Origin of the sequence: Cellulomonas fimi (assembly GCF_028583725.1) — a bacterium.
Taxonomy (GTDB): Bacteria; Actinomycetota; Actinomycetes; order Actinomycetales; family Cellulomonadaceae; genus Cellulomonas; species Cellulomonas fimi_B.
In genome coordinates, this window is the sequence record NZ_CP110680.1 from 925406 (window position 1) to 948387 (window position 22982).

Annotated in this window: 22 protein-coding genes; 12 read left to right on the top strand and 10 right to left on the bottom strand. The window is 75.3% G+C overall.

Annotated elements, in window-relative coordinates:
- The first annotated feature begins 151 nt into the window (after positions 1 to 151).
- Both OOT42_RS04225 and OOT42_RS04230 read left to right on the top strand, forming a co-directional pair.
- Positions 152 to 2233, top strand: a complete 2082-nt coding sequence (locus OOT42_RS04225) for a hypothetical protein (protein ID WP_273653704.1) — start codon at positions 152 to 154, stop codon at positions 2231 to 2233.
- Between the two features lie 112 nt (positions 2234 to 2345).
- Positions 2346 to 2624, top strand: coding sequence for a hypothetical protein (locus tag OOT42_RS04230; protein ID WP_273653705.1), 279 nt, complete (start codon positions 2346 to 2348; stop codon positions 2622 to 2624).
- A 7-nt stretch (positions 2625 to 2631) separates the two neighbouring features.
- Here the strand turns inward: OOT42_RS04230 and OOT42_RS04235 are convergent, their stop codons facing one another.
- Positions 2632 to 3102 (bottom strand): NUDIX domain-containing protein, encoded by a 471-nt coding sequence (locus OOT42_RS04235; RefSeq protein WP_273653706.1) that lies wholly within the window; start codon positions 3100 to 3102, stop codon positions 2632 to 2634.
- A gap of 2 nt (positions 3103 to 3104) precedes the next feature.
- Complete coding sequence (locus OOT42_RS04240; protein WP_273653707.1) at positions 3105 to 3890, bottom strand: aldo/keto reductase; 786 nt, start codon at positions 3888 to 3890, stop codon at positions 3105 to 3107.
- Between the two features lie 116 nt (positions 3891 to 4006).
- On the opposite strand from OOT42_RS04240, the gene OOT42_RS04245 reads away from it, so the two are divergent.
- Both OOT42_RS04245 and OOT42_RS04250 read left to right on the top strand, forming a co-directional pair.
- Complete coding sequence (locus OOT42_RS04245) at positions 4007 to 4288, top strand: hypothetical protein (protein ID WP_273653708.1); 282 nt, start codon at positions 4007 to 4009, stop codon at positions 4286 to 4288.
- A 57-nt stretch (positions 4289 to 4345) separates the two neighbouring features.
- Positions 4346 to 5161, top strand: coding sequence for a M15 family metallopeptidase (locus OOT42_RS04250; RefSeq protein ID WP_273653709.1), 816 nt, complete (start codon positions 4346 to 4348; stop codon positions 5159 to 5161).
- A gap of 30 nt (positions 5162 to 5191) precedes the next feature.
- Here OOT42_RS04250 and OOT42_RS04255 read toward each other — a convergent pair whose 3' ends face one another.
- The gene (locus OOT42_RS04255) at positions 5192 to 6691 is read right to left on the bottom strand and encodes a threonine/serine ThrE exporter family protein (RefSeq protein ID WP_273653710.1); all 1500 of its coding nucleotides are present in this window, start codon (positions 6689 to 6691) and stop codon (positions 5192 to 5194) included.
- An 84-nt stretch (positions 6692 to 6775) separates the two neighbouring features.
- On the bottom strand, positions 6776 to 7189 hold the full coding sequence (locus OOT42_RS04260; RefSeq protein ID WP_273653711.1) for a nitroreductase family deazaflavin-dependent oxidoreductase: 414 nt from the start codon (positions 7187 to 7189) through the stop codon (positions 6776 to 6778).
- 274 nt (positions 7190 to 7463) lie between these two features.
- On the opposite strand from OOT42_RS04260, the gene OOT42_RS04265 reads away from it, so the two are divergent.
- The gene (locus tag OOT42_RS04265; protein ID WP_273653712.1) at positions 7464 to 7739 is read left to right on the top strand and encodes an adhesin; all 276 of its coding nucleotides are present in this window, start codon (positions 7464 to 7466) and stop codon (positions 7737 to 7739) included.
- A gap of 103 nt (positions 7740 to 7842) precedes the next feature.
- Here OOT42_RS04265 and OOT42_RS04270 read toward each other — a convergent pair whose 3' ends face one another.
- The gene (locus OOT42_RS04270) at positions 7843 to 8418 is read right to left on the bottom strand and encodes a TetR/AcrR family transcriptional regulator (RefSeq protein WP_273653713.1); all 576 of its coding nucleotides are present in this window, start codon (positions 8416 to 8418) and stop codon (positions 7843 to 7845) included.
- Between the two features lie 75 nt (positions 8419 to 8493).
- Between OOT42_RS04270 and OOT42_RS04275 the strand changes: the two genes are divergently transcribed.
- On the top strand, positions 8494 to 10353 hold the full coding sequence (locus OOT42_RS04275) for an ABC transporter ATP-binding protein (RefSeq protein WP_273653714.1): 1860 nt from the start codon (positions 8494 to 8496) through the stop codon (positions 10351 to 10353).
- 28 nt (positions 10354 to 10381) lie between these two features.
- On the opposite strand, the gene OOT42_RS04280 is transcribed toward OOT42_RS04275, so the two are convergent.
- Both OOT42_RS04280 and OOT42_RS04285 read right to left on the bottom strand, forming a co-directional pair.
- Entirely contained in the window at positions 10382 to 10999 is a 618-nt protein-coding gene (locus OOT42_RS04280) for an FMN reductase (RefSeq protein ID WP_273653715.1), read from the bottom strand.
- Positions 11000 to 11037: 38 nt separating this feature from the next.
- Positions 11038 to 12216, bottom strand: coding sequence for an LLM class flavin-dependent oxidoreductase (locus tag OOT42_RS04285; RefSeq protein ID WP_273653716.1), 1179 nt, complete (start codon positions 12214 to 12216; stop codon positions 11038 to 11040).
- A 235-nt stretch (positions 12217 to 12451) separates the two neighbouring features.
- On the opposite strand from OOT42_RS04285, the gene OOT42_RS04290 reads away from it, so the two are divergent.
- The 6 genes from OOT42_RS04290 to OOT42_RS04315 all read left to right on the top strand — a co-directional run bounded on the left by OOT42_RS04290 (position 12452) and on the right by OOT42_RS04315 (position 19003).
- Positions 12452 to 13543 carry a response regulator gene (locus OOT42_RS04290; RefSeq protein ID WP_273653717.1) on the top strand — a complete coding sequence of 364 codons (1092 nt, stop codon included), beginning with the start codon at positions 12452 to 12454 and terminating at the stop codon, positions 13541 to 13543.
- Positions 13540 to 14535, top strand: coding sequence for an ATP-grasp domain-containing protein (locus OOT42_RS04295; RefSeq protein WP_273653718.1), 996 nt, complete (start codon positions 13540 to 13542; stop codon positions 14533 to 14535). The genes OOT42_RS04290 and OOT42_RS04295 overlap by 4 nt, the downstream gene beginning before the upstream one ends.
- Positions 14532 to 15278: a PHP domain-containing protein gene (locus OOT42_RS04300; RefSeq protein ID WP_273653719.1), complete on the top strand. Its 747-nt coding sequence runs from the start codon at positions 14532 to 14534 to the stop codon at positions 15276 to 15278. The genes OOT42_RS04295 and OOT42_RS04300 overlap by 4 nt, the downstream gene beginning before the upstream one ends.
- Positions 15275 to 15670 (top strand): response regulator, encoded by a 396-nt coding sequence (locus OOT42_RS04305; RefSeq protein ID WP_273653720.1) that lies wholly within the window; start codon positions 15275 to 15277, stop codon positions 15668 to 15670. Before OOT42_RS04300 ends, OOT42_RS04305 begins: the two co-directional genes overlap by 4 nt.
- Positions 15667 to 17448 carry a sensor histidine kinase gene (locus OOT42_RS04310; protein ID WP_273653721.1) on the top strand — a complete coding sequence of 594 codons (1782 nt, stop codon included), beginning with the start codon at positions 15667 to 15669 and terminating at the stop codon, positions 17446 to 17448. The genes OOT42_RS04305 and OOT42_RS04310 overlap by 4 nt, the downstream gene beginning before the upstream one ends.
- Positions 17449 to 17599: 151 nt before the next feature.
- Positions 17600 to 19003 carry an FAD-binding oxidoreductase gene (locus OOT42_RS04315; protein ID WP_273653722.1) on the top strand — a complete coding sequence of 468 codons (1404 nt, stop codon included), beginning with the start codon at positions 17600 to 17602 and terminating at the stop codon, positions 19001 to 19003.
- A 7-nt stretch (positions 19004 to 19010) separates the two neighbouring features.
- On the opposite strand, the gene OOT42_RS04320 is transcribed toward OOT42_RS04315, so the two are convergent.
- From OOT42_RS04320 to OOT42_RS04330, 3 genes are all read right to left on the bottom strand, one after another.
- Positions 19011 to 21767: a hypothetical protein gene (locus OOT42_RS04320; RefSeq protein ID WP_273653723.1), complete on the bottom strand. Its 2757-nt coding sequence runs from the start codon at positions 21765 to 21767 to the stop codon at positions 19011 to 19013.
- A 131-nt stretch (positions 21768 to 21898) separates the two neighbouring features.
- Positions 21899 to 22315: a hypothetical protein gene (locus OOT42_RS04325; protein WP_273653724.1), complete on the bottom strand. Its 417-nt coding sequence runs from the start codon at positions 22313 to 22315 to the stop codon at positions 21899 to 21901.
- The gene (locus OOT42_RS04330; protein WP_423776002.1) at positions 22296 to 22982 is read right to left on the bottom strand and encodes a signal peptidase I; all 687 of its coding nucleotides are present in this window, start codon (positions 22980 to 22982) and stop codon (positions 22296 to 22298) included. The genes OOT42_RS04325 and OOT42_RS04330 overlap by 20 nt, the downstream gene beginning before the upstream one ends.

Sequence of the window (22982 nt, forward strand, 5' to 3'; positions counted from 1 at the left end):
GCGTCGGCGTGTCGCGGTCGCTGGGGGCCGACGGGGATTGCGCTTTCCGGACACGTGTGGCACGTTGAGGAGGATTCGTCGGGAAACCGGTTTCTGACCGCATCTGCGGTCATCCGTCCCCCGCACCCGCGTCCCGAGACGAAGGAGTCTCATGCGCACCACCGCCCCCCTCCCGCGGAGCCGCGCCGGCGCCGCCGCACCCCGCGCACGCACCCGCACGGCCGCCGCCCTCGCACTCGTCGCGGCGCTCGGCGTCACGGGCGCCGCGACGGCCCTCCCCGCCGCCGCGGGCACGCAGCACCGCCCCCCGACCGCACCGGCGGCCGCCGTCGACCTGGGCCGCGAGGTCCTGCCGCCCGGCGACGGCTGGGCCTCGTGGTCCGGCACCACCCGGCCCGACGGCGTCGCCCGCACCGCCGCCCCGACGACCGGTGGCGTCGCCGCGGGACCGCGCGAGGTGTACGTCGTCGACACCTGGCAGGAGCTGCGCGACGCGCTCGCCGGCAAGCCGGGTGGGTCGCAGACCGACGCCCGCCGCAACACCGTCCCGCGGATCGTCTACGTGCGGGGCACGATCGACGCGTGGGAACGCCCTGACGGCACGCGGACCACGTGCGCGGACCTCGAGCGGCAGGTCACCGTCGAGGGCACCGGCGCGCCGTTCGCGATGAGCGACTACATCGCCGCCTTCGGCCCCGGCGTCGACCCGAGCGGCCCGCTCGAGACGGCGCGCACCGCGGCGGCGGCGCTGCAGGCGGCCCAGACGCTGCAGCACGTCGGCTCGAACGTCACGCTCGTCGGCGTCGGTGACGACGCCCGCATCGTCGGCGGGTCGCTGCGGATCCGCGACGCGAGCAACGTGATCGTCCGCAACCTCACGCTGTCCGACGCGTACGACTGCTTCCCGCAGTGGGACGCGAACGACTCCGGCGGCAACTGGAACTCCGCCTACGACAACCTCTCGGTGTGGACGTCGACCAGCGTGTGGATCGACCACAACACCTTCGACGACGGCGACCACCCGCCGGCCACGCTCGACGTCGTCTACGGGCGGCCGTTCGAGGTGCACGACGGGCTGGTCGACATCACGCACGGCTCCGACCTCGTCACCGTCTCGTACAACGCGCTGCGCGAGCACGACAAGACGTCGCTCGTCGGCTCCTCGGACTCCCGGACGCAGGACCGCGGCCAGCACCGCATCACGTACCACCACAACCGCTGGACCGACATCGGCCAGCGCGCGCCGCGCGTCCGGTACGGCGACGTGCACGTCTACAACGAGCTCTACGAGCAGACGAAGCCCGCGCTCTACCCCGACGGTGTCGGCTTCCAGTACTACCTGGGCGCCGGGCGCGAGAGCAGCATCGTCGCGGAGCAGAACGTCTTCGAGCTGCTGCCGGCGTCCGACCCCGCGAAGATCCTCGCCGGCTGGGGCGGCACCGAGGCGAAGGTCACCGGGTCGCTCGTGAACGGCGAGCCGTTCGACGTGCTGGCCGCGTACAACGCGACCGCCGCGACGCCGCTGTCCGCGGCGGTCCGGTGGGACCCCGCCGCGGCCTACCCGTACACCGCGCAGCCGGCGGCCGAGGTCGCGGCGACCGTGCGCGCCCAGGCCGGCGCGGGCGTGCTTCCCTCCGGCTCGCCCGTCGCCGACCGGGCACCCGACCGGTTCCGGCTCGCGCACGACAACGGCTGGGACACGGGCCTCCACGACGGCGACTACACGGTCACCGCGACGCTCTACTGGGGCAGCAACGGCACCGTCGCGAAGCTGTACGAGGACGGCGTGCTGATCGACGCCGCGTGGCTGGAGGGTCGGACGCCCGGCCGCCAGCAGGTCGCGTTCGACGTGTCCGGCCGGACCGACGGGGACCGGACCTACGTCGTCGAGGTCCTCAACCCGTGGGGCTCGTCGACCTCGGCGCCGCTCACCGTCAAGGTGCGTGACGCGGCACCCGCGAAGGCCGTGCTGCGGCACGACAACCGCGACGGCGACGGCGACCTCACGGTCACCGCGAGCCTGTGGTGGGGCACCAACGCGGAGCGCTACGTCCTGTACCGCGACGGTGTCGAGGTCGACAGCCAGACGCTCACGCCGGACACCCCGCACGCCCAGCAGGTCACCACCCGGCTCACCGGTCTCGCGCCCGGCACGTACGTGTTCACCGCCGAGCTGTCCAACGCCGCCGGGACGACGCCGACCGCACCCCTCACGGTCGTCGTCCGTCGCTGACGGCAGCGGGGGCGCGGGGACCATCGTCCCCGCGCCCCCGCCCCCGTGGCCGTAGTGTTCGGTCCGGCGGGGTCGTCCAACGGCGGGCGACCCCCGACCACGGAGGTGGACGATGGCCTCGATGCGCCACGAGCTCGAGCAGCGCCGCGACGGGATGTGGACCGGTGCGTACGTCACGCTGCTGCTCGTCGTCCCGGCCGCCTACAGCGCCGTCCTCGTCCCCGGCTTCGTGCTCAAGGTGCTCGTCGTCGCCGCGACGATGGGGCTCGCACTCGCCGGGTACGTGCTCGCGACCAGCGCCAAGCGCCTCGAGGTGATCCTCGACGAGTCGCTGCCCGGCCCGACACCGCCGGGTGTCACCCCGCCCGCCGAGGTCGAGCACAACCCCTGACGGGTCGTCAGCCCAGCGCCTGCGCGAGCCGCTCCACGAGCTCCGCCTGCGCGGCCACGACCGCGAGCCGCGCGTCGTCGGGCGTGAACCACGCCGCGCGGTCGACCTCCGGCACCGTGAGCGTCCGGCCCGACCCCGGGGGCCACTCGACCTCGACGGTGTTGCTGCGGACCGACGTCTCGTCGACCGAGCCCTCGCGCGCCCACGCGTGCACGACCTTCCCGCCGCTCTGCCGGACCGACCCCAGCGGCAGGTCGGGCGACGTCGGCGGCGGGGGAGCGACGCCGAGCTCCTCGGTGAACTCCCGGACCGCGACCGCGAGCAGGTCGTCCTCGTCGGGCTCGGGCTCGCCCTTCGGGATCGTCCAGGCGCGCTCGCGGCGCTCCCAGAACGGGCCGCCCATGTGCGCGAGCAGCACCTCGACGCCGTCCCCGGTCCGCCGGTACAGCAGCAGCCCGGCGCTCACGCGGGCCGCCACGCTCAGCCCTTGCCGAGCGCGTCGATCGCCGCGACCTCGTCCGCCGTGAGCTCGAACCCGAGGGCGCCCAGGTTCTCCTCGATGCGGTGCTGCTTCGTGGACTTCGGGATGACGACGACGTCGTGCTGGACGTGCCAGCGCAGCACGACCTGCGCGGGCGTCACGCCGTGCGCCCGGGCGGCGTCCGCGATGGGCGCCGCGTCGAGGTCGGTGCGCTTGAGCGGGCTGTAGCCCTCGACGACGACGCCGCGCTCGCGGTGCGCCGCCAGGAGCGCCGGGTCGTGGTCGACCGGGCTGTAGGGGATCTGGTTGACCGCCGGCGCGACACCGGTCGCCTCGATGAGCTCGTCGATCTGCGCGATCGAGTAGTTGGAGACGCCGATGGACCGGACGAGTCCCTCGTCGCGCGCGGCGACGAGCTCGCGCCACGTGCTGGGCGTCGCCTCCTTGTTCGGCGGCCAGTGCACGAGCCACAGGTCGAGGTGGTCGGTGCCGAGCGCGGCGAGCGACTCCGTGAGCGTCTGGCGCTCGCGGCCGACGTGGTCCGGCGGCAGCTTCGTCGTGACGAACACGTCGTCGCGGTCGATGTCGATCGTGGCGAGCGCGCGGCCCACCTCGGCCTCGTTGCCGTACCCCGTCGCGGTGTCGACGTGGCGGTAGCCGAGCTGCAGCGCGGCCGTCACCGCGCGCTCCGCGTCGCCGCCCTCCGCCTGCCAGGTGCCGAGCCCGAGCACCGGGATCTCGCCGCCGGGGATGGTGAGGGTGGGAGTGGTGGGAGGAAGTGTCATGCGTCCATCCTCACCCGCGCCTCCCGACGGTGCGCGGCGGGTCGCCGGGGGGCCGGGCGCGCGCTCACCCGCTCGGGCGGTCGCCGGACGCCTCGATGCGTTCGTACACTTGTTCGATGGTGCGGGAGGTCGACTGGTCGAAGTGGCAGCGCACGCCACGCGGCTGGGTGCGCGTGCCGCCGGCGTCGTGCCCGGCAGGCCACCGGTGGACGACGAACGGCCCCGGGCGCCCGTCCGAGCGGTTCGTCACGTGCGGCTGCACGATCGACCGGCACCACACGCTGTGGGTCTGCCCCGCGTGCGGCATGCACTGCGCGGAGGGCTGCCGCGACGTGCGACTGTGGGCCGGGACGACGGTGTCCGTGGGGGTCACGGTCGAGCGGCGCGGTCGGGTGTAGGGCGGCGGCCACCGCCTCCGGGTGCGCGGCGACGTGCCCTGCCGCGACACTGGGCGCGTGCGGACCGCGGGGGACCGGTCGCCCGGCGCGCGCCTCGTCGCGGCGCTGGTGCTCGTCGTGCCCGCGCTCGCGGCGTGCGGCACGCCCGCGTCCGGCCCGGTCGCGGCGCCGACGGTGACGGTACGGCCGGAGGCGGTCGTCAAGGCGGCGGCGCCCAGCCCGGTGGTCCCGACGCCCACGCCGACCCCGGCGCCGCCGTCGACGCCCACGCCGGCGGCGACGCCCGCACCCGCCCCGCCCGTCCCCGCGTACACGGGGACGGTGAGCGCGCTGACACCGGAGGTGGTCGCGCGGATGTCCGCGTCGTGGCGCCCCGGCTGCCCGGTCCCGCTCGAGGACCTGCGGTACGTGACCGTGACGCACCACGGGTTCGAGGGGCAGGTGTCCCAGGGCGAGCTGGTGGTGCACGCCGACGTCGCGGACGGGATCGTCGAGGTGTTCCGCGCGCTGTTCGGTGCCGGGTACCCGATCCGGTCGATGCGGCTGGTCGACGACTTCGGTGCGGACGACGACGCGTCGATGGCGGCCGACAACACGTCCGCGTTCAACTGCCGCGCGATCACGGGCGGCACCGCGTGGTCGGAGCACGCGTACGGCAGGGCGATCGACGTCAACCCCGTCGAGAACCCGTACGTGATCGGGCGGCACGTCGCACCGCCCGCCGGGCGTGCGTTCGCGTCGCGCACCCCGGCGCCGGGCGTCATCCTCGCCGACGACGTCGTCGTCCGGGCGTTCGCGGCGGCGGGCTGGCGGTGGGGCGGCTACTGGGACTCGCCCGTCGACTACCAGCACTTCTCCGTCTCGGGCCGCTGACCGGGACGCCCGCCGGCCCCCGTCCGGGGCTCAGCGGTCCCGGTGGACCACGGGCGCGACGGCCTCGACGACCGTGCGGGTCACGCGTCTGGCGTCGCGCGTGGCGGCGGTCCCGACGAGCACCCCGAGCGCGATCGAGAACAGCGCGAGGACCGTGTCGACGAGGTCGGAGACGCCGAAGGAGTACCCCGTGGCGAGCTCGGAGACACCGCGGAACCCCAGCGCGCCGGGGACGAGCAGCCAGAACGCGGGGAGCATCGTCACGACGGCGGGCGGGCCGCTGCGCGCGCGCTGGATCGCCTGCGAGACGGGGACGACGACGAGCCCGCCGACGAAGCCCGACAGCTGCGGGTTGAGGACGAGCCCGCCCACGGCCTGCGCGGTGTAGGCGGCGTAGAGCGCGAGCAGCAGCCACCAGAACGTGCCCCGCGGTGGCGACGAGAAGAAGCGGTGGCCGACGGCGACGCACAGCACCCCGAGCCACGGCGTCCACGCGCCGAGCGGGTCGAGCCGGGTCTCGGTCGCGAACGGGCCCGCGATGCTGACGGCTGCGACCACGCCGAACGCGAGCAGCAGCAGCTGCGCCCCGCCGAACACGAACCGGCTCGCGCCCGCCACGACCTGGTTCGACGTCAGCTCGATCGCGGCGACGGTGAGCACGGCACCGGGCAGGAAGCTCACGAGCGGCGGCGCGAGGATCCGGACGGGGTCCCCGCCGAGCGCGGGCGACACGAGCGTGATCGTGACGACCGTGACGAGGAACGACGCGGCGACGGGCAGTGCGGCGCCCAGCGTGGGCCAGCGGCCGCCGAGCAGCCGGAGGATCCCGACGACGGCCCCGAGCACGAAGAACACCGGGAGCGTCGCGGCGGTCGGGTAGAGGATCAGGCCGAAGCCGACGGTGAGCAGCGCGTGGCCGAGGACGACGAGCAGCGGACCGAACCGCGCCGGTGTCGCGAGCACCTCGCGCAGCCGGACGCGCGCGGCGGCGAGGTCGGCGTCGCCGCGGGCGAGGTCGCGGACGAGCCGGTCGACGCCGCCGATCTGGTGCAGCGGCAGGGTGCCGCTCGCACCCGGACCCGTGAAGTCGCTCAGCGTGCCGTGCGTCGTCTCGACCTGCACGAACACGCCGGTCGGCAGCACGATCGTGCGGACGTGGTCGGCGCCGTACGCGGCCGCGACCTCGCCGATCTGCCGCTCGGTGTCGACGACGGACTGCCCCGACGACAGCAGGGCGGCCCCCAGCTCGCGCAGCAGCGGGACGAGGTCGGGCGGGACCTCGGGCGGCTCGACGGGCTCGGGCGGCGCGGGCGGCGCGGCGGGCTCGGTGAGCGCGTGGGCCGCGCGTCGGAGGCGTGCGGCGAGCGCCCGTCGACGCGCCACGGCCGCCGGCGCGGGCGCGAGGCGGGTGCCCGCCGGCGTCGACGGTCCGCGGACGGCGGGCGTCCCCGTGGGTGAGGTCGGCGGAGGGTGGACGACCGGTGTGCCCGCGGGAGACGTCTCGGGCGACCGCGTCCCGTCGTCGCGCATGCCGCCTCCCGCGCGTGCGCCCGGGCCGTCCTGCCGGGCTCGTCCGATCGTGCCGGTCCTCCTCGGATCGTACGGACGGACCGGTCAGGCGTCCCGGCGGGCGGTCCGGGCGACGGTCCCGACGACGGCGAGCTCGACGTACTCGTCGACCTTCATGACACGCAGCGCGGCACGCACGGGCGCGGGGACCAGCCGGGCGCCCGCGTCGCCGCGCAGGCGGACCGGGTCGTCGAGGACGAGCACGCGGCCGCCCCGGACGAGCCGGGCGCCGCCCGCCGCGTCGACGTTGCGCAGCCACTGCACGTCGGGCCCGTACGTGAGTGCGAGGACCACGCCGCGCGGCGTGCGGAACGCCATGACGGGCGTGCGGTAGCGGCGGCCCGACGAGCGCCCGACGTGGTGGAGCGTCGCGAGCGGCGGGACGCGGTCGGAGACCAGGCCCATCACCGGGTTGGTGACGACCCGGTTGACGCGGGTGATCCAGTGCGGGATCGGCATGAGGTGGACCGTACCGACGGTCCACCGTCGTGGCACGCGGGTCCACCGCAGCCGTCGCGACGACGCGTGCGGTGGCGGAACCTACGAGGTCGACGCGGCCTCCGCGACCGGGGCGCCCGGCGTGTCGCGAACGGTCTCGGTGGGCGGACCTCGACTTGCCTGCCTGCGGGCGGCCCGCCCACGGTGGAGAGGTCCGCAAGCGCTGCCCCGGCGTCGGACGGCCCCCGGGTCGCCGGTGACGGGGTGGTGTTCCCCGGCACGAGAGGAGCCGCCTGTGCTCACCCTGACCGAGAACGCCTGCACCGCCGTCCGGACGCTCACCGAGCGGGCGGGCCTGCCCGACGAGACGGGCGGGCTGCGCATCGCCGAGCAGGACGCGGGAGGTTTCGAGCTCGCGCTCGTGGCCGCCCCGGTCCCCGGTGACGACGTGGTGTCCGACGCGGGTGCCCGCGTCTACGTGGACCAGCGCGCGTCGCACACGCTGTCGGCGCAGCAGCTGGACGTGGAGCCTACGGCGAGCGGCTCGAGCTTCACGCTCTCGCCGCAGTGACCCGGGTGCCGCGGTGAGTCCGCGGCCCTGGACCGTCCCCGCTCGCTGAGCGGGGCGGCGTCCCCGGACGGCGGGGCGGGAGGCGTCACTCCCGCCCCGCCGTTCAGCGTGCGGGCGTGTCGGGCGCCGCGAGGCCCTTGCCGACGGTGAGCAGCAGCTGGCTCACGACGTCGTGCGGGCCGGTGGTGCCCTGAGCGAGCTCGCTCCACGCCGCGTAGAGGGACGCCCACACGGTGGTCTGGACCCATGCGGCCGTGAGCCGGGTGTCGAGGGAGCCGTCGGCGAGCCCGCGCGCGCACGCGGCGTCGAGCGCGTGCGTGAACCCGTCGGGCGGGTCGCAGTCCTCGAGCGGCACGAGGCCGGTGAACACGAGCGTGAGCAGGTCACCGAGCCGCAGGCACTCCTGGCAGGCGCGCAGGATCGCGTCGAGCCCGGGTCCGTCGTCGAGCCGTGCGCGGTCGGCGACCGCCGCGAGGCGTGTGCCGGCCTCCTCGGCGACGGCCGCGAGCAGGTCGCTGCGCTCGGGGAAGTAGCGGTGGAGCGTGGTCCGGCCGACGTCGGCGGTGTCGGCGATCTGGCCGAGGCTCGCGCCGGCGTCCTGGGCGAGGGTGCGGATCGCCGCGTCGACGATGGCCCGTCGGGTGCGCGCGCGTGCGCCGCTCGCGATGTCCGTGCTCACGTTCGGACAGTAGCACCGTGTTCCACAGTGGAATGTTGGTTGACCGCGATGGAACACAGATGTTCCACTTGGCGCATGGCTCCGACCACCGCGCCCGCGACCGAGAACTCCGGCACCGCCGACCCGCAGCCCGACGGGGTCCCGCCCGCGCCCGACCTCCCGCGCGGCGAGCGGTTGCGCATCCTCGTCTCGTTCGCCCGCCCGCATGCCCGCACGCTGTCGATCGGGCTGGTCCTGGGGCTCGCCGCGACCGCGATGGGCCTCGCGACACCGATGGTCACGAAGTGGGTGCTCGACTCGCTCACCGTGTCCGGCGACCTCGCCGCGCCCGTCGGTGTGCTCCTCGCGCTGCTGGTCGTCGGGTCGGCCGTCGGGCTCGCGCAGTGGATCCTCATGGGCACCGTCGCCGAGCGGATCGTCTACGACGCCCGGCGGTCGCTCGTCGACCACTTCCTCCGCGCGACGGTCCCGGCGATCACCCGGAGGCCCGTCGGCGAGCTCGTCACGCGGACCACCTCCGACACCGTGCTGCTGCGCGAGGCCGCGTCGTCGAGCCTCGTCAGTCTCGTCAACGGCACCGTGTCGCTCGTCGGGACGCTGATCCTCATGGCGGTCCTCGACCTCGTGCTGCTCGGCACGACGATCGCCGCGATCGTCGTGGTCGGCGCCGTCATGGCGCTCCTGCTCCCGGGCATCGGCACGGCGCAGCAGGCGTCGCAGGAGTCGATGGGCCGGCTCGGCGGGACGCTCGAGGGCACGCTGCGCGCGGTGCGGACCGTGAAGTCGAGCCGGGCCGAGGCGCGGCAGGGCGAGAAGATCCTCGTCGACGCGCGCGGCGCTCGCGACCACGCGATCCGCGCGGTGCGGACGACCGCCGTCGCGTGGACCGTGTCGTGGGGTGGCATCCAGCTCGCGATCGTCGTCATCCTCGGGCTCGGCGCGTGGCGGGTCTCCGAGGGGCTGCTCGCGGTGTCGAGCCTGGTCGCGTTCCTGCTGTACGCGTTCAACATCGTGGGCCCCATCTCGGAGCTGACCCAGAGCTTCACGCAGCTGCAGTCCGGCATCGCCGCCGCGGCCCGGATCCGCGAGGTCACCGCGATGGAGACGGAGGAGCCGCCGACCCCGGCGGCGGCCCCGGCGGCGACCGCGGAGAGCGTGCCCGCCCGCACGACCGACGACTCGGCCCCGGTCGTGGAGCTGCGCGGCGTGACCGCCGCGTACGGCCCGGACGCGCCGCCCGCGGTCCGCGACGTGTCGTTCGCGATCCCGCGCCGCGGCCACACCGCGCTGGTCGGTCCGTCGGGCGCGGGCAAGACGACGGTGTTCTCGCTGCTGCTGCGGTTCCTCGAGCCGCAGGAGGGCACGCTGCTGCTCGACGGCGTCCCGTTCGCCGAGGTCGGCCACGACGCGCTCCGCGCGCGGTTCGCGTACGTCGAGCAGGAGACCCCGATCGTGCCGGGCACCATCCGCGACAACCTGCTGTTCAGCGCACCCGACGCGACGCAGGAGGAGGTCGACCGTGTCCTGCGGGCCGTGCGGCTCGACGGCGCGTTCGACGGGCTGGACGACGGGCTCGACACGTCGCTGTCGTCGACGTCGGTGTCGGGCGGTCAGCGGCAGCGGATCGCGCTCGCCCGTGCGCTGCTGCGCTCGCCGGACGTGCTGCTGCTCGACGAGGCGACCGCCCAGGTCGACGGCCTGACCGAGGCCGCGGTGCACGACTGCATCCGCGCGGCGGCGGAGACCGGCGCGGTCGTGACGGTCGCGCACCGGCTGTCGACGGTCGTCGACGCGGACACGATCCTCGTGATGGACGAGGGCCGTGTCCGCGCGCGCGGCACGCACACCGACCTGCTGGCGACGGACGACCTCTACCGGGACCTCGTCGAGGCGCTCCGCATCGGCGTCGAGCTCCCCGCCCGCGCGCCGGCCTGACCGCGCCCCGACCTCCTGGGCCGGCGGGTCAGCCGCCCAGGAGGTCCTCGAAGGACGGGACCGCGTCGTACAGGCCCGTGGGGGCGCTGGGCTCGCGGTCGGCGACCTCCTCGGCCAGCTGGCGGCCGGCCCGGCGGATGCGGTCGGGCAGCGGGTTGACGCGGTCGCTGCCCGCGTCGGCCCAGTCGTCGGTCGCGGCGAACACCGCGGTCGGCACGACGTCGGCCCGCAGGTAGGCGAACAGCGGGCGCAGCGCGTACTCGAGCGCGAGCGAGTGCCGCGCGGTGCCGCCGGTCGCGCCGAGCAGCACGGGCCGCCCGACGAGCGTGTCCTTGTCGAGCACGTCGACGAAGGACTTGAACAGCCCCGAGTAGGACGCGGAGAACACGGGCGACACGGCGATGACGCCGTCGGCCCGCTCGACCGTGTCGAGCACCTCCCGCAGCGGCCCGGACGCGAACCCCGTGAGGGTCATGTTGACGATCTCGTGGGCGAGGTCCCGCAGCTCCACGGTCTCGACCTGCGCGGTGATGCCGCGCTGGGCGAGCTCGGCCACGGTCGCGTCGGCCAGCCGGTCGGCCAGCAGCCGCGTCGAGGAGGGCTGGGACAGCCCGGCCGAGACGACGACGATCGAGCGGTTGCTCATCGTGTCCTTCTTCCTGTGCTCTCGATGGTCCGTGTGGCTCAACGCGTGACGGCGTCCGCTGCTTCCACGTCGTCCTCCGCGGTCCGGCCGGTCCAGCGGTCGGCGGCGGCGGTCGCGGGGGTGGCGGGCAGTGTGCCGGCGGCACGGGCGGCCGCGACGCGGTCGGCGTGCGACGGCGGGTTCGCCGGGACGTGCGCGGGGCGGACGGCCTCGGCCTCGCGGCGCAGCACGGGCACGATCTCCTCGGCGAGGAGGTCGATCTGCTCGAGCACGGTCTTGAGCGGGAGGCCGGCGTGGTCGACGAGGAACATCTGCCGCTGGTAGTGGCCGACCTGCTCGAAGAACTTCCCGTACCGGTCGATGACCTGCTGCGGCGACCCGACGGTGAGCGGGGTGTCGCGCGTGAACTCCTCCATCGACGGGCCGTGGCCGTAGACGGGGGCGACGTCGAAGTAGGGGCGGAACTCGTCCCACGCCTTCTGCGAGTCCTTGCGGACGAACACCTGGCCGCCGAGCCCGACGATCGCCTGGTCGGCCTGCCCGTGCCCGTAGTGCTCGAAGCGCTGGCGGTAGAAGTTCACCATCTGCGCGGTGTGCTCCATGGGCCAGAAGATCGCGTTGTGCAGGAACCCGTCGCCGTAGTACGCGGCCTGCTCGGCGATCTCGGGCGAGCGGATCGACGCGTGCCACACGAACGGTGCGACGCCGTCGAGCGGGCGCGGGGTCGAGGTGAAGCCCTGCAGCGGGGTGCGGAACTTGCCGGACCAGTCGACGACGTCCTCGGTCCACAGCCGGCGCAGCAGCGCGTAGTTCTCGATCGCGAGCGGGATGCCCTGGCGGATGTCCTGGCCGAACCACGGGTAGACGGGGCCGGTGTTGCCGCGGCCGAGCATGAGGTCCATGCGGCCGTCGGAGATGACCTGGAGCATCGCGTACTCCTCGGCCAGCCGGACGGGGTCGTTGGTGGTGATGAGCGTGGTCGCGGTCGACAGCACGATGTTCTTCGTGCGGCCCGCGAGGTAGCCGAGCATCGTCGTGGGCGACGACGGGACGAACGGCGGGTTGTGGTGCTCGCCCGTCGCGAAGACGTCGAGGCCGGCGGCGTCCGCGTGCTCGGCGATCGTGAGCATGTTCCGCACGCGCTCGGTGTCGTCGGGGGTGTGCCCGGTGGTCGGGTCGGTGGTGACGTCGCCGACGCTGAAGATCCCGAACTGCATGGTGCGCCTCGTTCCTGCTGCCTCGATCCGGGAAGCCCCGGAGGTTCATGCGTTTGCATGTATCGTCGCGCTCAACCGACCGGCCCCGCGACCTATTCCCAGCCTGCCGTGCACGCCGCCGGGAGGACAGCGGAGCGCGGCGGCGCGCCGACCGACCGGTCTCGGGGCGCCCCGTCGCCCCTCCCCGGTTACGGTGTCGGGGAAGGGCAGTCGGGGGTGGGGAGGGCCGGCGAGCGTGGCCGACGACCAGGTGAAGGTGCTCGTCGTCGAGGACGACGTCGACACCGCCCAATTCGTCCGGACCGTCCTGGAACGTCGCGGTGGGATGTCCGCCACCGTCGTGCACGACCCGATGTCGGCGCTCGCCGAGGTCGCGCAGCAGACGTTCGACGTCGTCCTGACTGACATCCAGATGCCCGGCATGAGCGGGCTCGAGCTCCTCGGGGAGCTGCGCTCGCGCGCGCCCGGCGTCCCCGTCGCCGTGATGACCGCCTTCGCGAGCGTCGACTACGCCGTCGAGGCGCTGCGCCGCGACGCCGACGAGTTCCTCGTCAAGCCCGTCGGGGCCGCGATCCTCGTCGAGAAGGTCCGGGCGCTCGCCGCCGAGGGCCGCAGCCGCCGGGACGCCGCCGGCCCCACCGAGACCGTGCTGGCCGTCGGCGCCCACCCCGACGACGTCGAGATCGGGGTCGGCGCGACGCTCGCCTCGCACCGCGCCGCCGGGGACACGGTCGTCGTCCTCACGCTGTCGAGCGGCGCGATCGGCGGCGAGGTCCACGCACGCCGGCACGAGGCGCTCGCCGCGGCGGCCGTCATCGGCGCGCGGCTGTACCTGCACGACTTCGAGGACACCCGGCTCGACCCCGCGGGCGGGCTCATCACGACGATCGAGGAGACGATCGCCGAGGTGTCGCCGACGATCGTCTACACGCACTCCGTGCACGACCGGCACCAGGACCACCGCGCGGTGCACCAGGCCGTGCAGGTCGCCGCGCGCCGCGTGCCGTCGCTCGCGTGCTTCCAGAGCCCGTCGTCGACCGTCGACTTCCAGCCCGACACGTTCGTGCCCGTCGACGGCTTCGTCGAGACGAAGCTGCAGATGCTCGCCGCGTTCGAGTCGCAGGCGCACCGCGACTACATGGAGCCCGAGCTCGTGCGCGCGACCGCCCGCTACTGGTCGCGGTTCGGGACCGGCCGGTACGCGGAGCCCCTGGAGACGGTCCGGGTGGCCGCGATGATCTCGGGATCGGGGCGCGCGGGCGGGATCGCCGCGGCCGCGCACCAGCCCGCGCCGCTGACGCACGACGACACGGGAGGCACGCGATGACCAGGGTCCTCGTCACGGGAGCGGGCGGGCCCGCGGGCGTCGCCGTGATCCGCTCGCTGCAGCGGCGGGGCGACGTCGAGGTGTACGCCGCCGACATGGACCGGTGGGCCAGCGCGATCTACCTCGTGCCGCCCGAGCGTCGGCGGCTCGTGCCCGCGGGACGTGCGCCCGAGTTCGTCGACGTCGTGCGCGCGATGTGCCGCGACGACGGCATCGACGTGCTCTACCCGACCGTCGACGTCGAGCTGCCGCGGCTCGCCGCCGCCCGCGACGACCTGGCGGCCGACGGCACGCTGCTCGCGTCACCCACGCTCGCCACCATCGAGACGTGCCTGGACAAGCTCGCGCTCGCCCGCGCGTGCGCGCGCACCGTCCGGGTGCCCCGGACCGAGCTCGTCGGGACGCCCGAGGCCACGTCGGGCTGGGACTTCCCCGTCATCGTGAAGCCGCGCCGCGGGGCCGGCTCCCGCGGGGTCCGGACGGTCTTCACGGCCGCGGAGCTCGACGCCGTGCACGCCGAGGAGGACCTGCTCGTGCAGGAGATGCTCCCCGGCGACGAGTACTCGGTCGACGTCCTCGCCGGTCCCGACGGCCGCGTGATCGCCGCGGTGCCGCGCGCGCGCCTGCGCGTCGACTCCGGCGTCGCGGTCGCGGGCGTGACCGTGCGCGACGACGAGCTCGTCGCCGCCGCGTCCGCGGTCGCCCGCGCGGTCGGTCTGACGAGCGTCGCGAACGTGCAGCTCAAGCGGGACGCCGACGGCACGCCCGCGCTCCTCGAGGTCAACCCCCGCTTCCCCGGCGCGATGCCGCTGACGATCGCCGCGGGCGTCGACATGCCGTCGCTCACGCTCGACGCGGTGCTCGGCCGCGACGTGCCCGAGCGCGTCGACTTCGCCGAGATCGCGAACGTCCGGTACCTCGAGGACGTGTTCCTGCCCGTCGACGAGGTCCTGCCCGCACCCGACGCCGCGCACGCCCCGTCCGGCGCATGACGACCGGCACGGCCGCCGGCCCGTCGCTGCGCGGCGACCACCACGTGCACTCGGCGTTCTCCGACGACGCGGTCAGCACGCCCGCCGAGAACCTCGCGGCGGCCCGCGCGGCGGGGCTCGACACGATCCGCATGGTCGACCACGTCCGCGTCTCCACGACGTACGTGCCCGACTTCCTCGCGGTCGTGCGCGGACTGCCGCCCGTCGACGGGCTGCGCGTCCTGACCGGGGTCGAGGCGAAGATCCTCGACGCCGACGGCCGTGTCGACGCGCCGCCCGAGGTGCTCGCGGCGCTCGGCCGCCCCGACGGCGCGGACCGCGTGCTGCTCGCCGACCACCAGTTCCCCGGCCCCGACGGTCCGTGGAGCCCGCGCGTCGTCGTCGAGCACCTCGCGTCCGGTGCGCTGACGCCCGCGGGGGCCGTCGAGACGCTCGTGACCGCGACCGTGCGGGCCGTGCGACGCGTCGGGCGTGCCCAGCTCGCGCACCCGCTGTCGCTGCTGCCGAAGATCGGCCTCACCGAGGACGACGTGCCCGACGACCTGCTCGACGAGCTCGCCGCCGTCGCCGTCGCGACCGGCACGCCCGTCGAGGTCAACGAGAAGTGGCGCTGCCCGGGTCCGCGCGTGCTGGCGCGCTGGGCGGCCGCGGGCGTCACGCTGGTCGCGTCGACGGACGCGCACGTCGCCGACGACGTCGGCCGGTACGCATGGCTGCGCGGGTCGGGCAGGCTGGACGCATGACCGACGACGACACGACCACCCGACCGGCCCGGGCGCGCACGACCGCCCGCGTGCTGGTCGTCGACGACGAGCCCGACGAGCGCGCGCTGCTCGCGACGCACCTGCGCCGGGCGGGGTGCGAGGTCGTCGAGGCGCCGAGTGCGGAGGCCGCCCTGGCCGACGAGTCGCAGCTCGACGTCGACGTCGCGTTCGTGGACCTGCGGCTCCCGGGCATGGGCGGCTGGGAGCTGGTCGAGGAGCTGCGCCGGCGGCGGCCCGGGCTGCCGGTCGTCGTCACGTCCGTGCTCGACGAGCACGACTACCCCGACGTCGAGGCCGCACTGCCGAAGCCGTTCGTGGGGGAGCACGTGCGCGCCGCGCTCGAGCGGGCGCTGCCGGACGGGTCGCCGTGACGTCGTCCTACCGCTCGACGATCCCGTCCGTCCCCGCGGGCGGGGGCTCGCGCCTGCTCACGAAGATCGCGTCGCGCCTGGGCGACGACGCGAACGTCGTCGAGCGACAGCTGCCGTTCCTCGGGGTGTACCTCGTCGCCGTCCTGACGCTGTGGATCCCGTCGATCACCGTGTCGGTGCCGTGGGCGGTCTGGGTGTCGGCGGCCGTCGCGGTCTCGGTGGCCGTCGTCGCGCGCCTCGTGCGCTGGCGCGACGAGCCCGAGTGGACGCAGGACCTCCTGCCGATCATGCAGATCGTCTGCATCGGGTTCCTGCGCTACGGCACGGGCGGCATCGGCTCGATCTTCACCGTGATGATCTTCCTGCCCGTGCTCGCGCTCGCCGCGCAGCGCGGGTGGCGCGGCCCGATCATCTCCGTGGTCGGGGTGAACCTCGTCATCCTGCTGCCCGCGATCCTCGACCCGGACACGCCGCTCGACACGCTCGTGCTGGTCCGCGGGCTGTTCGTGTCCCTGGTCGCGCTGGTCGTGGCGGTCACCGCGCACGAGGTCACGGAGCGGCTGCGCGCGCGCACCGAGGCCGTGGCGGTCATGCGCGACCGCGAGCAGGAGATGGTCGAGCGCATGCGCGCCGACGCGTTCGAGCTCGCGCGCGTCGCCGACGCCCGGCGCGCCGCCCGCGACGAGCTGGTGTCGATCATCGACTCCGCGACCGAGCAGGCGATCATCGCGACCGACGCGACGGGTGTGGTCCGTGTCTTCAACGCGGGCGCCGAGAGGCTGCTGGGCTACGCGCAGGGCGAGGTCGTCGACCGGCTGCGGATCACCGACCTGTACGCGTCCCCCGAGCCCGAGCCGCCGGGCGGCCCCCAGCGCGCACCCGGCTCGGTCGCCGCGCGGCTGCTCGAGTCGATCGTGACGCCCGAGGACGGCGTGCGCACGGGTCGCGACGCCCGGTACCGCCGCCGCGACGGGAGCGAGGTCACCGTCCGGCTCGCCGTCACGCGGCGGCTGGACGTCGACGGCAGCGTCGCGGGCTACGTCATCGTCGCCACCGACGTCACGGAGGAGCGCGAGGCGTCCCGTCTCAAGGACGAGTTCGTCAGCCTCGTGAGCCACGAGCTGCGCACGCCGCTGACGTCGGTGCTCGGGTACCTGGAGCTGCTGCTCGACGGCACCGACGAGCTCACCGAGGAGCAGCGCAGCTACCTCACCGTCATCGAGCGCAACGCGCGGCGGCAGCTCCGCCTGGTCGGCGACCTGCTGCTCACGGCCCAGGTCGACGCGGGCACGTTCGCGATCTCCCCGCGCGGCATCGACCTCGCCGACGTCGTCACGGGGTCGGTCGCGTCGTTGGGGCCGGTGGCCGAGCAGGCGGGCGTGCGCCTGACGACGACGATCGAGCCCGCGCCCGTGACGGCCGACCCGGGCCGCCTCTCGCAGGTCGTCGACAACCTCGTCTCCAACGCGGTGAAGTTCACGCCCGCGGGCGGCGAGGTGCACCTGTCGGTCGGCCCGACCCCCGACGGCGGCGCGGCGCTGTCGGTGCGCGACACCGGCATCGGGATCGCGCCCGACGAGCTCAGCCGCCTCACCACCCGGTTCTTCCGGGCGACCTCCGCGACGCGCCGGGCCATCCCCGGCGTGGGGCTCGGTCTCGCGATCGCGCGCGCCGTGGTCGACGCGCACGGCGGCCTGCTCGACATCGAGAGCACGCTCGGGGAGGGGACGACGTTCGTCGTGACCCTGCCGTCCGCCCCGCCGCACGCCCCGGCCTGACGCCGCCGCCGCCCGCGCGAGGCGCAGCCCTGTCGACGGACGAACCGGATGTATCTGGACATCCGCCCGGGATTCCTTCTGCCCGTGCGCCGACCGCGGCGCCACCCCGTGACAGCGCACGGAACCCCGTGCAGGACCCGAAGGATCTCCCATGTCGTTCGTCAGCCCCGCCCTCGGGACGGACTCCCGCCCGACCGGCGCCGCCGCCGTGCGCGCCCTGCGCGACGCCGTCCCCGCCGTCCACCTGCCCGGCACCGACGGCTACGCGCGCCACACCGCGACGTCGAACCTCACGCACCGCCTCAGCCCGCTCGCCGTGGTCGAGGCCACCGGCCCGGCCGACGTGAGCGCCACGCTGCGGATCGCCGCCGCGTTCGGCGTGCAGGTCGCGGTGCAGGGCACCGGCCACGGCGCGACCGAGGAGATGCGCGACGCGATCCTCGTCCACACCGCCGCGCTCGACGAGCTCACCGTGCACGCCGACGAGCGCTGGGCGCGCGTCGGTGCCGGCGTCCGCTGGGAGCGGGTGCTGGAGGCGACCGCGCCGCACGGGCTCGCCGCGCTGTGCGGGTCGTCGCCCGACGTGGGCGTCGTCGGCCTGCTCACCGGCGGCGGACTCGGTCCGGTCGCACGCTCGCACGGCCTGTCGTCCGACACGGTCCGCGCCTTCGACGTCGTGACGGGCGACGGCGTGCTGCGGCGCGTCACGCCGGACGAGCACCCCGACCTGTTCTGGGGCCTGCGCGGCGGCAAGGGCACCCTCGGCATCGTCACCGCGGTCGAGATCGACCTGCTGGACCTGCCCGACCTCTACGCGGGCGGTCTGTGGTTCGCGGAGCCCGACGTGGCCGCGGTCCTGCGGACGTGGGGCCAGTGGTGCGAGCTGCTGCCCGAGGAGGGCACCACGTCCGTCGCCGTCATGCGGCTGCCCGACATGGACCCGTTCCCCGCGCCGCTGCGCGGCCAGGTCACGCTGCACGTGCGCTTCGCGTGGACCGGCGACCCGGCCGTCGGCGAAGAGATGATCCGCGCGATCCGCTCCGTCGCCGCGCCGGTCGTGGACACCGTCCGGACGATGCCGTACGCCGCGCTGGGCGACGTCCACGCCGACCCGGTCGACCCGATGCCGCTGCACGAGACGCACCACCTGCTGCACGGCTTCGGCGTGGCGGGCGCGGACCGCCTGCTCGATCTCGTCGGCCCGGGCGTCGACTCGGCGCTCGTCGCCGTCGAGGTGCGGCAGCTCGGCGGGCGGGTGCGCGAGGGCGACCCGTGCGCGTACGCGCACCGCGACGCCGGGTACAGCGTGCTCGCGATCGGCCTGATGATCCCGGAGGTCGCCCAGGTCGTGACGCGGGACGCCGCGCGCGTCGCGCACGGCCTCGAGCCGTGGGTCGTCGACGGCGGCCTGCCGAACTTCACCGACGCCGCGGGCGCGGCGTGGGCGGACCGGGTGTTCACGCCGCTGGTCGCGCGCCGGCTGCGCGCGCTCACCCGCACCTACGACCCGGCGGGCGTGCTGCTCGCCGCGCGCGGGGTACGGACCGCCGCCTGACCCGCGGTCACGGCCCGCCGGCCGCCGCAGGTCCCGCCGCGTGCGGGGCCGCTGCGGCCGGCATGCGCCTGGCGAGCTCGTCGAACGCGGCCTGGTACTCCTGCGTGCGGAAGTCACCGCCGTGGGTGTCGACGCGCTGCCTGTCGGCGTCCCACTCGGTGTCGGGCTGGTCGATGACGGACTGCTCGACGGCGTACCGGTGCACCGGGAAACCCAGGGGGTCGGTGCGACGCCACAGGCTCCGCCACCGCGGGGCGCCCCACCCGTGCGCGCCGTCGTGCGGAGACAGCGAGCCGACCAGGGTGAACGGCGAGGGCGGCGGGAGCGCGGCGTCCGTCGGCTCGGCCTGCCACGGGTCGTGCGGCCACGCGTGCGCCCCGGTCGTCGGGCTCGTGCCGAGCGCGGACGGGCCGAGGAGCTCGGGGAAGAACCGGCCGAAGTACGGCCGCAGCTGGCACCCGAACGACAGGAAGGCGATCGCCTCGCTGTCGGTGCTGCCCGTGCGCGTGTCCCACCGGGCGAGCAGCGTGGCGACCGAGACGACGGCCCCCAGGCTGTGCGCCGACACGATGACCGCGCGGTCGGGCCCGCCGGCGAGCCAGTCGTCGATCCGGTCGCGCAGCTCGGGGACGGTGCGCTCGGTGTAGCACGGCGGGCCGAACGGGTGCCCCGCGTGCGGGAGGAAGCACTCGAGGTCCCACAGCAGCCCCCACGGGCGCGCCTGGGACCTCGACCCGCCGCCGAGCCCGACGCTCGCGAAGAGCAGCCCGGCGACGACGACGACGGACCCCGTCCCGAGGTCGTCGAGCCAGCCCCACAGCGGCGCGAGGCTCGGCACGGCGCCCGCCTCGGCCGACGTGCCCGACGGCCGGACGAGGAGGCTCGCGAGCAGCGCGACCCAGAACGTGACCGCGAGCCAGCCGACCAGCGGCTCGGCGCGGTGGGCGAGCGAGGCGACGCGCCGCACCCTGCCGACGGCGGCGACGGGCGGCGGGACGTCCGCGACGCCCGGCACGACGGAGAGGACGTTGCGGCGCGGCAGCGCACGGACGGCGAGGACGACGACGGCGAGCACGAGCGCGACGACGACGAGGAAGCTGGTCGACGCGAACTCGCGGTACCCCTCGGGCACCCACAGCGGCGGTGCGTCCCCCGTCGGCTGCAGCACCCGCACGACGCCCCACACGGTCGCGGTGCTCATCACCATCGCGAGCCCGGAGGCGAGCGCGAGGAACACGGCGGGCCCGCGGCCGTCCCAGCCCTCGTCGAGGCGGCCCTCCTGCCGGAGGTTCGCCCGCAGCGCGGTGGCGGCGAGCGCGACGAGCGCGAGCAGCAGCACGCCCGCGGACCACCGCTCGACGTCGGGGTTGCCCGAGTCCCGCGCGGCGAGCGCGGCCAGCGAGGCCACACCACCCACCGCCACGAGGGGTGCCCACACGACGGACCGGAGGCCGCCGCGCAGCCCGACCCCCACCGTGCACAGGAGGACGAGCAGCACGACGAGGATCGCCGGGCCCGCCTCGAGGCCGCCGAACCGGACGACCGCGTCGGCCGCGTCGGTCCGTCCGGGTGCCGTCCACGTCTCCGCGAGCACCCAGCCGAGCACGCCGACGCTCGCGCCGACGAGCGAGGCGGTGGGCGCGGTCCTGCTCCCGGTCCGGCTCGGTCGCTCCGTCCCGGGGTCGACGCGCACGCATGCCGCACGGACCACCGCGACGACCAGGACCACCGACGACAGGACGAGCGTCGTCGCCCAGGACTTGCCGACGTCGGGCGTGCCCGACAGGTCCCGGCACGCGGTGAGCAGGTGCGCGACCGAGCCGGGGCAGCCCGCGGCTGCGCGTTCGAGCTGCTGCCAGGCGAGGAGCGTGGAGAGCAGCGCGACCCCGGCGGCCAGGTGGGCCCACCAGGAGACCCAGCTGGTGGTCGCGTGGTCCCAGACGCCCGTCCGCGCGAGGTAGGGCCAGTGCGCGCCCGCCTCGCCGGCCGGGCGCGGCGGCGGGACCGTGCCGGTGGCGCGTTCCTCCCGCCGCCGCCGGGACACCGTGGCGTCGTACCGGACGATGCCCCAGAACGACGTGACGGCGAGGACGACGAACGCCACGAGCGCCGCGCCGGCGAGCACGGCCGTGCGCGCGCCCGCCGTGAGCCCGACGAGGGCGTCGTCGACGACGTCGGGGACCCAGCGGCACACGGCGGTCGTCGACGCGCCGTCGGGCACGTAGCACTGCTCCGCGACGCCGAGCGTCAGGGTCGCGGCCGTGGTGACCCACAGCAGGGTGAGCACCACCCCGGTGGCGCGGACCGCGACGCCGCTCGCGGTACGCCGGTACCAGGGCTCGTCACGCTCGTCCTCGTCCAGGTCCCGTGCCCAGAACGCGGCGTTGAGCAGGCCGAACGGGACCAGGAACACCCAGAAGAGCCGGATCAGCCCGGCTGTGCCCGGCAGCGGGGCCTTCGAGACCCGGGCGAGGCCGCCCCACGAGTACGCCTCGCGCCGCACGTCCGGCGGGACGGCCCAGTACGGCCGCCGGTCGGCGGGCCACCCGGCGAGCCGGTCGGCCGTGACCTTCGCCGGCCGGACGGTCCAGAACCCGGCGTCCGCGGGCGTGCCCCCGGCCGCCTCCACGTCGGCGGTGGAGACCCCCAGCATCGCGGCGGGCGGGGTGTTGGACACCCCGTGCACCCTGATCTCGAGGATCCTCGGCCCCTCGGCGGCCGGCCGGCCGGTGCCGGTGGTCGTCGGCAGCTCGCTCGTGCTCATGATCGCCCCCGTCGGGCGCGAGCGACGGCGCCCTCACCGGGACGCTAGCCCCGTGCGGACGGCGACCACAATGTCCGGTATGGGCGAATTCGGTCAGGGGTCGGTCGCTGTGCGTCGGTCTGCGGACGAGGTCAGCCGCGCCCGTCGGACGTGACGCCACGAGGCAGCCACGTCCCCGGCCCGCGCGGACCCTTCGGCCGCGGGTCCGCGTCGGCGGTCCTGTCGGTCGTCGCGGGCGGGACGGACTGGGGCGCGGTGCGTGCCGCGGCCGTCGGCCCGTCCGCGGCGGGGTCCGTCGTCGGGTCGGCCGTCGGGTCGACCGTGGGGTCGGCCGTCGGGGTGGGCGTGCTCGTGGGCCCCACCTGGTACCGGATCTCGACGGTCGCGTGGTCCGTGAACTGCGCCTGCGTCGACCCGACGAACGGCGCGACGAGCGCGGCCACGGCGAACGCGAGCACGACGGCGAGGCGCACCCACGACCCGCGGTCCGCCGTCAGGAACGGGTGGCGGGCCGCGGCGCGGGCGGTGTCAGTCGAGGAGGAGGTCATCGAACCTCCTCGCGTCGGCCTGGGCGCTCGCGGCGGCCGCGCGGCGCTCCCGGCGACCGTCGAAGACGGCCAGCAGCTCGAGCGTCGCGAGCGCGAGCAGCGGCGGCACGAGCATCACCGCGCGGCCCGACGCCGACGTGGACCACTGCAGCACCCACCCCCACCCGCGGTGCACGTCGAGCACGACGCCGCGCACGCGCGTGATGGGGATCGCGTTCGGGTCGGCCTCGGCGTTCGCGTCGCCCTTGGTGAACACGTACGGCTTGGTGACGGGCGCGCCGTCGGTCCCGACCCGGGGGACGCGCTCGCCCGTCACCGGGTCGTCCGTGAGCTCCGGCAGGTGGCGCAGCGCGACGATCCGGTGCGTGACGAGCTGCTGCGACCCGACCGGCCAGAACGACACGACCTGCCCGACCTTGAGGTCCGACTCACGCGTGATCGCCTGCAGGACCACGGCGTCGCCGGCCTCGAACATCGGGGCCATCGACCCGGACGTCACGATGAGCAGCCGCTCGTCGTTCACCTGGTACCAGAGCGGGACCAGCAGCGACGCGGCGTAGGCGGCCCCGCAGACCGCCACGACCGTCCAGAGCGCGGCGGACACCAGGCGGCGCCAGGTCGGACGCGGGGCACGCGTCGTCCTGGTGCGCGGTGGCACGCTCGGCAT